Source organism: Streptomyces sp. NPDC006997 (genome assembly GCF_040635175.1).
Taxonomy (GTDB): domain Bacteria; phylum Actinomycetota; class Actinomycetes; order Streptomycetales; family Streptomycetaceae; genus Streptomyces.
The window spans coordinates 219,536-233,856 of record NZ_JBEYHH010000009.1; the positions used below are offsets into that span (position 1 = coordinate 219,536).

The following is a 14,321-nucleotide window of genomic DNA, read 5'->3' on the forward strand; positions in this document are numbered from 1 at the left end:
TTCCGTGGAACCGGGCCCGAGGCGTTTCGCGGGCCCGGCCGGCCGACGAGGTCCAGTGGTCGTCGGCGGCTAGAACTGGATCGAGTTGATGGTCGTCGCTATCGAGTCGAGGAAGCGTTGGATGTCGTCGGCCATGCCCGTCGAGGCGAGGAAGAAGCCGAAGAGCACGGCGACGATCGCGGGGCCGGCCTTGAGCGAACCGCCTCGGATCAACACCACCATGATGATCGCCAACAGCAGCACCACTGACAGCGAAATGGCCACAACTGATCACACCCTCGGTCGGTCCGCTCTCCCGGCGAGGATGCAGCCCCGGCACCCCCGCCAGACCATCGTGCCACCAACAGCCGCGTCATATGCGGCGCGTGACGGTTCGTTGGCAACGGCAAAAGCCGCAAAGGCGAATATTCGACTGAAGTTGGAAATGTCCAACCGTGGAATGAGAGGTTTTGCGTATCGTCACAGCCGCCGCTAGGGTGCCTCAAATGTTTCAGGCTGCATCGTCTTCACGGCCCGCCAAGACGACTTCCGGCCGGCAGCGCGACGCTTTCTTCGACAACGCAAAGTACCTCGCGATCGTACTGGTCGCGGTCGCCCATTCCTGGGCGCCTCTGCGGAACGAGAGCCGAACCCTGGATGCCGCGTACGTCCTCGTGTACGCCTTCCACATGCCGGCGTTCATCGTTATCTCCGGTTTCTTCTCGCGCAGCTTCGACATGCGCCCGGACCGGCTGAAGCGCCTGGTCACGGGGCTCGTCGTGCCGTACGTCGTCTACGAGGTCGCCTACTCCCTGTTCCGACGGCACTTCGGCGACCAGCCGGACCTGGCGATCAGCCTCCTGGACCCGCTCTTCCTGGTCTGGTTCCTGGCCGCGCTGTTCGTGTGGCGGCTGACGACCCCGCTGTGGAAGCTGGTGCGCTACCCCCTGCCCCTGGCCCTCGTCCTCGCGATGCTGGCGTCCGTCAGCCCGAGGATCGGCGAGGACCTGGACATGCAGCGGGTCTTCCAGTTCCTGCCGTTCTTCGTCCTCGGTCTCATGCTGAAGCCCGAGCACTTCCAGTGGGTCCGCCGACGGGCGATGCGGATCGCGGCCGTCCCGGTGTTCCTGGGCGCGGCGGCGGTCGTCTGGTGGGCGACGCCCCGGTTCGACACCCGGTGGGTGTACCACCGTGACGCCGCCCAGGCCATGGACCACCAGTGGTGGACCGGGCCGCTGATGACGCTCGTCATGTTCGGCGCCGCGCTGGTGCTGACCGCCTGCTTCTTCGCCTGGGTGCCGGGCCGCAACACCTGGTTCACCTCGCTCGGCGCGGGCACCCTGTACGGCTTCCTGCTGCACGGCTTCGTGCTGTGGGGCTCGGAGTACGCGGGCTGGTATGACGCCGCCTGGCTGCGCCGCCCGTACGGCGAGATCTTCGTGACCGTGGTCGCGGTCACCGTCATCACCCTGCTCTGCACCGCGCCCGTACGCCGTGTGTTCCGGTTCTCCATGGAGCCGAGGATGGAGTGGGCGTGGCGTCGGCCCCCCGCCACCACCGCCGAGGGCGGCGACGGGAAGCGGAGCGAGGACGGCGGGCAGGCGAACGTGCGCGAGAGCGTCGGCGCCTAGCCAGCCACCGGGGCGAACCGCCTCATGTCCCCTGGTTCAGGCCGAGGAGTGCGTGCATCCGCGCGTACTTCTCGGTGAGCCGGGCGCGGGTGGCGTCGTCGAGGCGGGCGAGGCGCGCCGGGTCGGCGTTGTGCGCGAGGTCGGCCTGTTTGACCAGGAGGGCGCCCGGGGTGGCGAGGACGCGCCCCGCGTACGCCTCCGGGGGCTCGCCGGGCCGTTTGGTGACCGCCAGCACGATGTCCTTCGTACGGCCGCTCAGGGGCGCCTCGTCGAGCCACCGCGCGGACAGGGCGTCGTCCTCCACGGCGTCGTGCAGCCAGGCGGCGGCGATCTGGTCGCTGTCGCCGCCCCGGGTGCGGACGCCCTCGGCGACGGCCCGCAGGTGCTCCGCGTAGGGCCGGCCCGCCTTGTCGGTCTGCCCCGCGTGCGCGGCACGGGCGAGGGCCTCCACCTCGGCGAGTCCGAGCGGCACCGCGTACCCCTGCCCCTCCCCCGCCGTCACCGCAGCCCGTCCGCTCCGGCCGCCGCCGCCCTGGCCGCCGCCGCCGCGGCCGTTGCCGCCGCCGTCGCGGTGGGGCCCTCGCGGCAGATCAGCAGCAGGGCCCGGTCGTCGTTGACGTCCTTGGCGACCGCCTCGATGAGGTGCCAGGCGGCGCCGTGGAAGCCGCCGGTGACATAGCGGTCGGCCTCGCCGGTGAGACGGTCGATGCCCTCGACGATGTCGCGGTCCGAGGTTTCGACCAGACCGTCCGTGAACAGCATCAACACGTCTCCGGGGCGCAGCGACCCCTTCACGGGGTCGAACTGGGCGCCCTCGTACACACCGAGCAGCGGCCCCTCCGCGGCCTTCTCCTCCCAGCGACCGCTGCCCGCGCTGAGCTGGAGCCCCGGCGGATGGCCCGCGGAGTACAGCTCGTAGTCGCCGGAGTCCAGGTCGAGGACCAGGTGGATGGAGGTCGCGAAGCCCTCCTCCCAGTCCTGGCGGAGCAGGTAGCCGTTGGCGGCGGGCAGGAAGGCGTGCGGGGGCAGGCTGCCGAGGAGGCCGCCGAACGCGCCGGACAGCAGCAGCGCCCGGGAGCCCGCGTCCATGCCCTTGCCGGAGACGTCCGTGAGGACGACCTCAAGCGTGCGCCCGCCGTTCGTACGGGCCGCGACGACGAAGTCACCGGAGAACGACTGGCCTCCCGCGGGCCGCAGCGCCATCTCCCGGTGCCAGCCCTGCGGCAGACCGGGCAGCTTGCTCTGCACCCGGATGCGTTCACGCAGGTCGAACAGCATGGTGCCGCCGCGCCGCCAGGGCACGCCGACCCGGCTGCGGAACTGCGCGATCAGCAGCCCCGTGAACCCGCAGGCCGCCACCACCAGCACCACGCCCGGCGTCACCCGGGACGGGCCCTCGGTGTACGGGCCGAGTTGTATCGACTCCACGATCAGCGCGGTGGCCGCCGCCGCGTACAGCCCGAGCAGGCTGGCCGGGCGCAGCAGCAGCCCGCCCGCGACGATCGGCAGGACCAGCGCGGCCGGTGAGCACCACACCGAGTTGGCCATCGTGCCGACGGCGATCAGCGGGATGGTGATCAGCAGTCCGGCCAGCGCGATCCAGTCGGAGCCGTCGCCACGGAAGTAGTCCACGGCGCTTCTGCGCACGCCGACGCGGGCCCGGTGCCACTTCATCCTCAACCGGGCCGGGAACGTCTCGGCCGCCGCGCGCCGCTCTCGTCCTGCTGCCATTAGTTCGGGACCCTATCCATCCGACCAGCCCCTTGGCACGGGAGGCCCCACTTGTCCCCCGTCCGGGGCCGACTTCACAGTGAACTTCACGCGGAGCCGTCGCGCCGCCACCCGGCAGAAATCCCCTCGCCCCTCCCGCGACCCGCTGGTAGGCATGGGCCTATGGCTTCTGACTTCGCGACACCGTCCGGCCCCGATCGGGCCGGTCGGATCGACCTGCGCACCCTCCAGCAGGATGAATGGGACATCTGGTACGACAATCTGGTCCGGGCCTTCGGTGGGGTGCCGGAGTCGGCGGAGGAGCGGGGGCTGTGGCGCGACATCACGCAGTTCGACCGTTCCGTCAGCGCCTGGGACGGTGACCTGTGCGTCGGTACGGCGAGCGCCTTCCGGTTCCGGCTGACGGTGCCCGGGGGCGCGTCGGTGCCCACGGCGGGCGTGACGATGGTGAGCGTCGCCGGGACGCACCGCAGGCGCGGCGTCCTGACGTCGATGATGCGGCGGCAGCTGGACGACGTCCGGGCCTGGGGCGAGCCGCTGGCGGCGCTCACCGCGTCCGAGCCCGCCATCTACGGCCGGTTCGGCTACGCCGTGGGCACGTTCTCGGTCGGCGCCGAGATCGACACCTCCCGCGTCCGGCTGTCCGTGCCGCCCGGCACCGATGACGTACGGCTGCGGTACGCGGCGCCCGCCGACGTGCTCGACGCGTGTGAGGCGGTGTACGCGCGGCTGGTACCGGGACGGCCCGGGATGCTGGCCCGGCAGCCGCACTGGGAGCGCTTCGGGCTGCTGGACCCGGAGAGCGAGCGGGACGGGGCGTCGCCGTTGCAGTGTGTGGTGGCCGAGCGGGACGGCGAGGTCACCGGGTACGCGCGCTTCCGGGTCCGGCCCGGCTGGGGGCCCGGCGGGCACAGCGGCACGGTGCTGCTGACCGAGCTGACGGGTCTCGACCCGGCGTCGGAGGCGGCGCTGTGGCGGTTCCTGTTCGACCTGGACCTGACGACGACGCTGGTCGTGCGGTCCCGCCCGGTCGACGACGCCTGGCAGCACCAGGTGACCGACGTCCGGCGCTGCCAGCCCCGGCTGAAGGACTCCCTGCACGTGCGCCTCGTGGACATTGGCGTGGCGTTGGAGGCGCGGACGTACCAGACGCCGGTGGACGTGGTGTTCGAGGTCGAGGACGCCTTCTGCCCCTGGAACACGGGCCGCTGGCGGCTGTCCGGCGACCCGAAGGGCGCGACCTGCGCCCGCACCACGGACCCGGCCGACCTCGCCCTGACGGTGCGGGAGCTGGGCGCGGCCTACCTCGGCGGGGTGGGCCTGGCCTCGCTGGCGGCGGCCGGGCGGGTGCGGGAGTTGCGGCAGGGGGCGCTGGCGGAGGCGGCGGTGGCGTTCGGGTCGGCGGTGGCGCCGTGGCTGCCGCACGGCTTCTGACGGCTGGTCAGCCGCCTTGGCACCCCGGGCACCAGAACAGGTTGCGGGCGGCGAGGCCGGCGGTGCGGATCTCCGTGCCGCAGACGTGGCAGGGCAGGGTGGCCCGGCGGTAGACGTAGACCTCGCCGCCGTGGTCGTCGACGCGCGGCGGTCGGCCCATCGCCTCCGGGGTGTGTTCCGGGCGGACGGTGTCGATGCGGTTGTCGCGCACGCCCTGCCGCATCAGCGCGACGAGGTCCGCCCAGATCGCGTCCCACTGGGCGGGCGTGACGTCCCGCCCGGTGCGGTACGGGTCGACGCGGTGCCGGAAGAGGACCTCGGCGCGGTAGACGTTGCCGACGCCCGCGATGACCTTCTGGTCCATCAGCAGCGCGGCGATGGTCGTACGGCTGCGGCGTATCCGCGCGTAGGCGAGGCCCGGGTCGGCGTCCGGGCGGAGCGGGTCGGGGCCGAGGCGGGCGTGGACGGCGTCCTTCTCGGCGTCGGTGACCAGGGCGCAGGTCGTCGGTCCGCGCAGGTCGACGTAGGACGCCTGGTCGGCGAGGCGCAGCCGGACGGTGTCGGTGGGCGGCGGTGCCGGGGCCGGGCCGAAGGCGACCTTGCCGAAGAGGCCGAGGTGGATGTGGACCCAGGACTCGGCGAAGCCCAGGAAGAGGTGCTTGCCGTGGGCCTCGGTACCGGTCAGCGGTGAGCCGTCGAGGAGGGCGGCGGCGTCGGAGAACTTGCCCTGGGGGCTGCTGACCCGGACCGGGCCGCCGGTGCCGAAGCGGGCGGCGTAGTCCTGGGCCAGCCGGTGGATGGTGTGCCCCTCCGGCACGGGTCCGCCCCCCTCGTCCTCGTCCGTCCCCCGCCTACTGCTGGGGGTGGTGGGGCGGGATCGGCGGGAGGTCGCCGGTGGTCTCGTAGGCGGCGAGCATGTCGATACGGCGGACGTGGCGCTCGTCGTCGGAGAACGGGGTGTCCAGGAACGTCTCGACGAACTTCGTCGCCTCGTCCTGGGAGTGCATCCGGGCGCCGACCGCGATGACGTTGGCGTTGTTGTGCTGGCGGCCCAGCGCCGCCGTCTCCTCGCTCCAGGCCAGGGCCGCGCGGACGCCCTTGACCTTGTTGGCGGCGATCTGCTCGCCGTTGCCGGAACCGCCGATGACGATGCCGAGGGCGTCGCTGTCGGCGGCGGTGCGCTCGGCGGCGCGCAGGCAGAACGGCGGGTAGTCGTCCTGGGCGTCGTAGAGGTGCGGCCCGCAGTCGACGGGCTCGTGTCCCGCCGCCTTCAGCCAGTCGACGAGGTGGTTCTTGAGTTCGTAGCCCGCATGGTCGGAGCCGAGATACACGCGCATGGCATCGAGTGTGACACGCGGGTTCCCGGCGGGCGGCGCCGGGGCTCGCAGGACCACAGGACCGTTGAGCCGTCCCCGACCTCCTCGTGACGCGGTACCCGCCCGCTCCTCGGCACCGGCGACCGGGCTGTGGTGGACGCGACAGGGGAAGGGCCGGGGTGCTCGCACGCACCCCGGCCCTTCCCCTGGGTTCCCCCGCCCGCGTCAGCGCCTGCCGGCGAGCTTCCAGGCGGTCGGGAGGGCGCCCATCGCCAGGGCCGCCTTCAGGGCGTCCCCGAGCAGGAAGGGCGTCAGGCCCGCGGCGATGGCGGCGGAGGCGCCCATGCCGGTGGCGAGGGCCAGGTAGGGCACGCCGACGGCGTAGATGACCGCCTCGCCGAGCAGCATCGCCCCGGCCGTCCGCAGCACGGAGCGGTCGGCGCCGCGGCGGGCGAGGGCGCCGACGAGGGTGGACGCCAGGATCATGCCGAGGACGTAGCCGAAGGACGGCGCGGCGGCACCGGAGCCGCCCTCCGCGAACCACGGCACGCCCGCCATGCCCACCAGCGCGTACAGCGCGAGGGAGAGGAAGCCGCGGCCCGCGCCGAGGGCGGTGCCGACGAGCAGCGCGGCGAAGGTCTGCCCGGTCACGGGCACCGGCGAGCCCGGCACCGGCACGGCGATCTGCGCGGCGACGCCGGTCAGCGCGGCACCGCCGACGACGAGCGCGACGTCACGGACACGGGAGGCCGGGATCAGGTCGGCGAGGACCTGTCCCGTGCGGACGGGAACGGCGGCGGTGCTCATGGGGACTCCGCTGAGGTGAGGGGCACTCGGGACACCGTGACGCTATACCGGCGCCCTCGCGCCGATCACCGTCACCGCTCGACAAAGGCTGGACCGGCGACTTGGTGCGCTTCACACAACGCCCGCTGGAGGTACGACCTGTCCGGCGACCGGCGTGACCGACGTCCTACCGTGCGTCCCGCAAACGTCCGTATGGTGGTCGCCATCCGTCTACGTGGTCTTCGACCCCGGACACTGTGGACGTTTTTGCTATCGCACCGACTCACGTACTGGACGAGCCGCGCATGTCCCGCACCACCCCCACCGAGGCTCACGACGAGTCCCGTCCGCTCGCGGATCCCTCCCTCTCCCACGGTCTGAAGCAGCGCCACCTGTCGATGATCGCCCTCGGCGGCGTCATCGGCGCCGGGCTGTTCGTCGGCTCCGGCGCGGGGATCGCCGCCGCCGGTCCGTCGATCGTCGTCGCCTACGCCCTCTCCGGCCTGCTGGTGATGCTGGTGATGCGGATGCTGGGCGAGATGTCGGCGGCGTACCCGTCGTCGGGTTCGTTCTCCGCGCACGCCGAGCGGGCGATCGGCCCCTGGGCGGGCTTCACCGCGGGCTGGTCGTTCTGGGTGCTGCTGTGCACGGCGGTCGGCCTGGAGGGCATCGGCGCCGCGAAGATCGTCAGCGGCTGGCTGCCGGGCACGCCCGAGTGGGCCTGGGTGGCGCTGTTCATGCTGGTGTTCTGCGGCACCAACCTGGCCGCCGTGAAGAACTTCGGCGAGTTCGAGTTCTGGTTCGCGGCCCTGAAGGTCGGCGCGATCAGCCTGTTCCTCGTCCTCGGCGGCCTCGCCGTCGCGGGCGCCCTGCCGGGCACCGACTCCCCCGGCACGGCCAACCTCACCGACCTCCTGCCCAACGGCGGCGAGGGCCTCGTCATCGGCCTGCTCGCCTCCGTCTTCGCCTACGGCGGCCTGGAGACGGTCACCATCGCGGCGGCCGAGTCGGAGAACCCGGTCAAGGGCGTCGCCAGCGCCGTCCGCACCGCCATGTGGCGCATCGCGCTGTTCTACGTCGGCTCGATGGCGGTCGTCGTCACCCTGGTCCCGTGGGACTCCCCGGACGTCGCGGAGAAGGGCCCGTACGTGGCCGCCCTCGACCACATCGGCATCCCCGGCGCCGGTCAGCTGATGAACGTGGTGGTGCTGGTCGCCCTGCTGAGCGCGATGAACGCCAACATCTACGGCGCCTCCCGCATCGCCTACTCGCTGGTGCGGCGCGAGCAGGGCCCGCGGGCGCTGGGCCGGGTCTCCGCCGGGGTCCCCCGGAACGCCGTCCTCGCCTCGTCCGTCTTCGGGTTCGGCTGCGTGCTGCTGAGCTACTGGCGGCCGGACGACGTGTTCCCCTGGCTGCTGAACATGATCGGCGCGGTGATCCTCGTCGTCTGGATCTTCATCGCCGTCTCCCAACTGCGGCTGCGCCGCCGTCTGGAGCGCGAGACGCCCGGGCGGCTGACGGTGCGGATGTGGGCGTTCCCGGCGCTGACCTGGGTGTCGCTGGCCGGGATGGCCGCCATCTTCGTCCTGATGGCACGCGAACCCGACACCCGCGTCCAGCTGTGCTCGACGGGCGCGATGACGCTGGTACTGGCGACGGTCGGCTACACCTGGCAGCGGAGGCGGACGGTCACGGGAGAGCACGGCTAGGGACCGTACGACGGTCAGCGGCACGGCACGTTCAGGCTGAGCAGCCCCGCCGTACCGCCGTCCATGACCAGCTCGCTCACCGCACCGTTGCGCAGCGCCGGGAAGACCCGGCGGTACTCGCGCAGCGGCACCGACAGCAGCGTGCACAGCGCCAGCCGCAGCAGGCTGTTGTGCGAGACGACCAGGACGCGCGCCCCGGGGTGCGCGCCGGTGATGCGCTGCAACGCCTCCGCGCCCCGGTTGGCGGCGGCCCGCGGGTCCTCGGCGGCGGGGAAGGGGTGCGCCACCGGGTCGACCCGGTAGGCCGCCGCCCGCCGCGGCTCCTCCGCCGCGAACTCGGCGAGCGTACGGCCCTCCGCCGCCCCGAAGTCGCACTCCCGCAGCCCGGCGTCCCGGTGCGCGGCGATACCGAGGGCCCGGCAGGCGGGCTCGGCCGTCGCCACCGCCCGGGACAGCGGCGACGTCCACACGGCGTCCACCGCGTGCGCAGCCGCCCACCGCCCGAGCGCCTCCGCCTGGGCGCGCCCGGTGTCGGTGAGGGCGATGTCGCTCACCCCGGCGTAGCGGTTCTCGGCGTGCCAGACGGACTGCCCGTGCCGGGCCAGCAGGAGGGTCGTACTCATGGCTCCCCAGTATCCCGGCCACGGCCGCGCGGGCGGCGGCGCCGCGACGGGGGCCGTGGGTCAGAGGTTGCTGAAGTCCGGCCCCTTGGTACGGGTCCGCTTGATCTCGTAGAAGCCCGGGATCGAGGCGACCATCAGGGTGCCGTCCCACAGCTTGGCGGCCTCCTCGCCCTTCGGGGCGGGGGTGACCACGGGACCGAAGAAGGCGAGCTGCTCGCCGTCGGCGCCGGGGACGGCGATGACGGGGGTGCCGACGTCCTGGCCGACCTTCTCGATGCCCTCCTTGTGGGAGGCGCGCAGCTCGGCCTCGTAGGGGGTGTCGTCCCAGTGGTCCATGAGGGAGTCGGGCAGGCCGACGTCCTTCAGGGCGGCGGCGACCGTCTCCTTCTCCGGGCCCTCGCCCTGGTTGTGGATGCGGGTGCCGAGCGCGGTGTAGAGGTCGCCGAGCACCTCGGGGCCGTGCTCCTGCCGGGCCGCTATGACGACCCGCACCGGGCCCCACGCCTTGGTGACGAGCCACTCGCGGTAGCCCTCGGGGAGTTCGTCGAGCTTGTCCTCGTTGAGGACGCCGAGGCTCATCAGGTGCCAGCGCACCTCGATGTCGCGGACCTTCTCCACCTCCAGCACCCAGCGGGACGTCATCCACGCCCACGGGCACGACGGGTCAAACCAGAAGTCGACGGGGGTCTTGTCCGACATGTCTCTCCTTGGGAGGGGAAGGGGCGCTGAAGGGTCCTCCCCGGCAACGCCGCACGTCGCCGCCGTCATTCCCGACTGACCGGTGTCAGTGGCGCATGGCAGGATCAGCAGTGTCCACATGCTGAACACCACTGAGGGAGTACCGTCCGTGCCCGGTGAGAATCTGTCCCGCGACGAGGCCCGGGAGCGGGCCGCACTGCTGTCCGTCGACGGGTACGAGGTGTCCCTCGACCTGCGCTCGGCGGTCGGCGACCACGACGGCGACGGGCCGCGCACCTTCCGCTCCGTGACGACCATCCGCTTCCGCTGCGCCGAACAGGGCGCCTCCAGCTTCGCCGACCTGGTCGCGCCCAGCGTCACCGCGGTCTCCCTCAACGGCCGCGACCTGGACCCCGCCGAGGTCTTCGACGGCTCCCGGATCCTCCTGGAGGACCTGGCCGCCGACAACGAACTCACCGTCGACGCCCGGTGCGCCTACTCCCGCACCGGTGAGGGCCTGCACCGCTTCGTCGACCCGGAGGACGGCGAGGTCTACCTCTACACGCAGTACGAGCCCGCCGACTCCCGCCGCGTCTTCGCCAACTTCGAGCAGCCCGACCTGAAGGCGCCCTTCCGGTTCGAGGTGCGGGCGCCGGAGGAGTGGACGGTGTGGAGCAACGGCGCCGGGCAGCGCGCGGACGGCGTCTGGCGCTTCGCGGAGACCAAGCCGATCTCGACGTACATCACCTGCGTCGTCGCGGGCCCCTACCACTACGTCACCGACTCCTACACGCGCGAGTTCGCCGACGGCACCCGCCTCGACATCCCCCTCGGCGCGATGTGCCGCAAGGGCCTCGCCCCGCACTTCGACGCCGACGACGTGTTCCTCGTCACCAGGCAGGGCCTGGACTTCTTCCACGACCACTTCGACTACCCGTACCCCTTCGGCAAGTACGACCAGGCCTTCGTGCCCGAGTACAACCTCGGCGCGATGGAGAACCCGGGCCTGGTGACCTTCCGCGAGGAGTACATCTTCCGGGGCAAGGTCACCCAGGCGTCCTACCAGGCGCGGGCCAACGTGATCCTGCACGAGATGGCCCACATGTGGTTCGGCGACCTGGTCACCATGGAGTGGTGGGACGACCTGTGGCTGAAGGAGTCCTTCGCCGACTTCATGGGCGCCTTCTCCCTCGTCGGCGCGACCCGCTTCACCGACGGCTGGATCACCTTCGCCAACCGCCGCAAGTCCTGGGCCTACCGCGCCGACCAGCTCCCCTCCACCCACCCCGTCACCGCCGACATCCGCGACCTGCAGGACGCCAAGCTCAACTTCGACGGCATCACGTACGCCAAGGGCGCGTCCGTGCTCAAGCAGCTCGTGGCGTACGTCGGTCAGGACGCGTTCCTGGAGGGCGCCCGCCGCTACTTCAAGCGGCACGCGTACGGCAACACGCGCCTCGGTGACCTGCTGTCGGTGCTGGAGGAGACCAGCGGCCGGGACATGACGGCGTGGGCCCGCTCCTGGCTCCAGACGGCGGGCGTCAACTCCCTCACCCCGCAGGTCCTGCTGGCCGCGGACGGCCGCGTCGACGAACTCGCCGTGCTCCAGGAGGCGGCGGAGTCCCACCCGGAGCTGCGCCCGCACCGGGTGGCGGTGGGCCTGTACCGGGCGTCGGACGGCGGGCCGCTGGAGCGGTACGCGCGGGCCGAGGTGGACGTGGACGGCCCGCGCACGCTCGTCACGGAGCTGACGGGCACCGACGCCCCCGACCTGGTGCTGGTCAACGACGACGACCTCACCTACTGCAAGACCCGCTTCGACGAGACCTCCGTCGCCGCCCTGCGGACCCACCTCGGCTCGATGACCGACCCGCTCGCCCGCGCCCTGTGCTGGTCGGCACTGTGGAACATGACGCGGGACGCGCTGCTCCCGGCCCGTGACTTCATCGACCTGGTCCTGCGCCACGCGGGCCGCGAGTCCGACATCGGCGTCCTGCAGATGCTGCACGCCTGGGCCAGCTCGGCACTGACGCACTACGCGGCCCCCGAGTGGCGTCCCGTAGGCGCCCCGCTGCTCGCCGAGGGCGCCCTGCGCGAGCTGCGGGCGGCCGAGCCGGGCAGCGAGCACCAGCTGGCGTGGGCCCGGTTCTTCGCCACGGCGGCGTCGACGGAGGCGGACTTCGGTCTGCTGAAGGCGCTGCTGGAGGGCACGGAGAAGATCGACGGCCTGGAGGTGGACCAGGAGCTGCGCTGGTCGTTCCTGGAGCCGCTGACCGCGCACGGCGCCGCGGACGCATCGACCCTGGCCGCCGAGCTGACCCGCGACGACACCGCCTCCGGCAAGCGCCACCAGGTCCGCTGCCTCGCCGCCCGCCCCTCGGCGGCGGTCAAGGCGCAGGCGTGGGCGCAGGTCGTGGAGTCCGACGCCCTCTCCAACGCACTCGTGGAGGCGACGATCGCGGGCTTCGTCCAGCCGACGCAACGGGAGCTGCTGGCGCCGTACGCGGACCGGTACTTCGGGATGCTGGAGCAGATCTGGAGCGACCGCTCGATCCAGATCGCCATGCACGTCGTCAGCGGCCTGTTCCCGGCGTTCCCCCAGGACGGGCAGGCGACCCTGGCCGCGACGGACGCCTGGCTGACGGCCCACGAGGACGCGGCGCCCGCCCTGCGCCGACTGGTCCTGGAGGCACGGGACGACCTGGCGCGGGGCCTGCGCGGGCAGGCGTGCGACGCGACGGCGGCGTCGGCGGCGTCGGCGGCGGGGTGACGGGCTGGACGGAGATTGACCGTTGGCCTGAGCTTCGGCCGCGGGTGACCGTTACGAAATTCAGGCAGTAGGAGCCGTAACCCCTGGTCCACTCCCGAACGGACCAGGGGTTTTCGGCATCCGAACACCCGTCCTTTAGTGCGGGGTTGTCCGGGTTCACCGACAGACGTGTAACAGCGGTTAGGGGCGGGGCCAGACGCGGAAACCCCCGGACCATGACCCACAACACCCCGCTCTCCCCCCGCCCCCTGCACGACCTGGCCGACGTCCGCCGCCGCGTGGTGAGGACGGCACAGCTACGCGCCCAGGGCCTGACCCCCGCCGACATCACCACCCGCTGCCGACCCGGCGGCCCCTGGCAGCAACTCCTCCCCGGCGTCCACCTCCTCCACCCCGGCCCGCCGACCAGCGAGGAACGCCTGCACGCGGTGCTGCTGTACGCGGCCCGCGAGGCAACCCCCGGCGTCCCGGCCCAGCCGGGCCCCTCCCACCCGGGCCCCTCCCACTCGGGCCCCTCCCACTCGGGCCCCTCCCACCCGGGCGCGTCGAACGCCCCCCGGCACGTGTACGCGGACGCCGTGATCACGGGCCTGGCGGCCCTCACCCTGCACGGCTTCACCGCCACGCCCCCGCTGCCCTCCCTCGACCACATCGACGTCCTCGTGCCCCGCCTGCGGCGACTGCGCACGACCGGCTGCGCCCGCGTCATCCGCACGGCCGCCCTCCCCGCGCCGGAGACGGTCACCGGCCTCCCCGTCGCCCCGGTCCCCCGCGCCCTCGCCGACGCGGTGGCCGACCTCGCGGACGCCGACGCCGTGCGCCACCTGCTGACGGAGGCGGTACGGGCGGGCCACTGCGACCCGGCGTCGGTGGTCCGCGAGCTGACCCGGGCGAAGCTGCTGAACCGCCCGCACGTCGTGGACGCGGTGGACTCCCTCATCGCCGAGGGCCGCTCCCTCGCCGAGGACCGCCTCTACGCCATGGTCAGCGCGTACGGCCTTCCCGACCCCGTCTGGAACGTCGGCCTCCGCCTCCCCGGCGGCCCCCACCTCGGCGGCCTCGACGCCTACTGGCCCGACCAGGCCGTGGCGATCGAGCTGGACACCCGCGCCCCGCGCCAGACGGAGGACACGCAGTGGTCGGAGTACGCCCGCAAGCGCGAGCACCTGGAGCGGCTCGGCATCACGGTGGTCCACATCACCCCGCGCAAGCTGCGCGACGCGATGGAACAGCAGGCGGCGATCGTCCGCACCGCCCTGATGGCCTCGGCGGACCGCGACCCGGCGGCGTACGTGGTGGTCTTGCCTCGGTAGGCGGCGCCTCCTTGCCTTCCCCCTTGCTTACAGGACACCGTCGGGGCCGCCCGCTTCTTCGCCAGGGTCGTGCTTCCACGCCCCGGCCTCAAGGGCGCTCCGCTGTCGCTCCGCGTCGCCTTCGGCGATGGCCCTTCGGGCCACCCTTGACCCCGGGCCGCTCCAGCACGGGTGAGAAGCGAGCGGGCGGCCCGGAAAGACGGGGGGCCGGGTGGGTCGGTCCCTCGCGCCTACTTCTGGGTTGACCGGGGTGTGCGGGGCGCGTTGGCGTCTCGCCTGCACGCCGGGCTGGTTTGGCGGCTGGCGGCCCGGTGGGGGTGGCGGGTGGCGGGGGTGTGCGCCGGGTGGGTC

13 protein-coding genes are annotated in these 14,321 nt (G+C 72.7%); 5 read left to right on the forward strand and 8 right to left on the reverse strand.

Annotated elements, in window-relative coordinates; all coding sequences use genetic code 11:
- Nucleotides 1–69 precede the first annotated feature (69 nt).
- Nucleotides 70–264, reverse strand: coding sequence for a hypothetical protein (locus tag ABZ659_RS11955; RefSeq protein WP_360216846.1), 195 nt, complete (start codon nt 262–264; stop codon nt 70–72).
- A 221-nt stretch (nt 265–485) separates the two neighbouring features.
- Here ABZ659_RS11955 and ABZ659_RS11960 point away from each other — a divergent pair, with 221 nt between their 5' ends.
- On the forward strand, nt 486–1,610 hold the full coding sequence (locus ABZ659_RS11960) for an acyltransferase family protein (RefSeq protein WP_360216849.1): 1,125 nt from the start codon (nt 486–488) through the stop codon (nt 1,608–1,610).
- 22 nt (nt 1,611–1,632) lie between these two features.
- Here ABZ659_RS11960 and ABZ659_RS11965 read toward each other — a convergent pair whose 3' ends face one another.
- Both ABZ659_RS11965 and ABZ659_RS11970 read right to left on the reverse strand, forming a co-directional pair.
- The gene (locus ABZ659_RS11965; RefSeq protein ID WP_360216852.1) at nt 1,633–2,112 is read right to left on the reverse strand and encodes an HD domain-containing protein; all 480 of its coding nucleotides are present in this window, start codon (nt 2,110–2,112) and stop codon (nt 1,633–1,635) included.
- Nucleotides 2,109–3,341: a PP2C family protein-serine/threonine phosphatase gene (locus tag ABZ659_RS11970; protein WP_360216854.1), complete on the reverse strand. Its 1,233-nt coding sequence runs from the start codon at nt 3,339–3,341 to the stop codon at nt 2,109–2,111. Before ABZ659_RS11970 ends, ABZ659_RS11965 begins: the two co-directional genes overlap by 4 nt.
- 162 nt (nt 3,342–3,503) lie before the next feature.
- On the opposite strand from ABZ659_RS11970, the gene ABZ659_RS11975 reads away from it, so the two are divergent.
- Nucleotides 3,504–4,775, forward strand: a complete 1,272-nt coding sequence (locus ABZ659_RS11975) for a GNAT family N-acetyltransferase (RefSeq protein WP_360216857.1) — start codon at nt 3,504–3,506, stop codon at nt 4,773–4,775.
- 7 nt (nt 4,776–4,782) lie between these two features.
- Here the strand turns inward: ABZ659_RS11975 and ABZ659_RS11980 are convergent, their stop codons facing one another.
- The 3 genes from ABZ659_RS11980 to ABZ659_RS11990 form a co-directional block, all read right to left on the reverse strand.
- A complete protein-coding gene (locus tag ABZ659_RS11980) occupies nt 4,783–5,592 on the reverse strand; it encodes a DNA-formamidopyrimidine glycosylase family protein (RefSeq protein WP_360216860.1) in 810 nt (269 codons plus the stop codon).
- 34 nt (nt 5,593–5,626) lie between these two features.
- Nucleotides 5,627–6,112, reverse strand: a complete 486-nt coding sequence (locus ABZ659_RS11985; RefSeq protein ID WP_360216863.1) for a ribose-5-phosphate isomerase — start codon at nt 6,110–6,112, stop codon at nt 5,627–5,629.
- A gap of 204 nt (nt 6,113–6,316) precedes the next feature.
- On the reverse strand, nt 6,317–6,898 hold the full coding sequence (locus tag ABZ659_RS11990; RefSeq protein WP_360216866.1) for a biotin transporter BioY: 582 nt from the start codon (nt 6,896–6,898) through the stop codon (nt 6,317–6,319).
- Between the two features lie 284 nt (nt 6,899–7,182).
- Here ABZ659_RS11990 and ABZ659_RS11995 point away from each other — a divergent pair, with 284 nt between their 5' ends.
- Entirely contained in the window at nt 7,183–8,586 is a 1,404-nt protein-coding gene (locus ABZ659_RS11995) for an amino acid permease (RefSeq protein ID WP_360216869.1), read from the forward strand.
- 14 nt (nt 8,587–8,600) lie between these two features.
- Here ABZ659_RS11995 and ABZ659_RS12000 read toward each other — a convergent pair whose 3' ends face one another.
- Together ABZ659_RS12000 and ABZ659_RS12005 are read right to left on the reverse strand one after the other, a co-directional pair.
- On the reverse strand, nt 8,601–9,209 hold the full coding sequence (locus ABZ659_RS12000) for a histidine phosphatase family protein (RefSeq protein ID WP_360216872.1): 609 nt from the start codon (nt 9,207–9,209) through the stop codon (nt 8,601–8,603).
- A gap of 60 nt (nt 9,210–9,269) precedes the next feature.
- Complete coding sequence (locus ABZ659_RS12005) at nt 9,270–9,908, reverse strand: DsbA family protein (protein WP_360216876.1); 639 nt, start codon at nt 9,906–9,908, stop codon at nt 9,270–9,272.
- A gap of 148 nt (nt 9,909–10,056) precedes the next feature.
- Here ABZ659_RS12005 and pepN point away from each other — a divergent pair, with 148 nt between their 5' ends.
- Together pepN and ABZ659_RS12015 are read left to right on the forward strand one after the other, a co-directional pair.
- Nucleotides 10,057–12,657, forward strand: coding sequence for an aminopeptidase N (gene pepN / locus ABZ659_RS12010; RefSeq protein ID WP_360216879.1), 2,601 nt, complete (start codon nt 10,057–10,059; stop codon nt 12,655–12,657).
- 215 nt (nt 12,658–12,872) lie between these two features.
- Nucleotides 12,873–13,970: a hypothetical protein gene (locus ABZ659_RS12015; protein ID WP_360216882.1), complete on the forward strand. Its 1,098-nt coding sequence runs from the start codon at nt 12,873–12,875 to the stop codon at nt 13,968–13,970.
- The last annotated feature ends 351 nt before the right edge of the window (nt 13,971–14,321 follow it).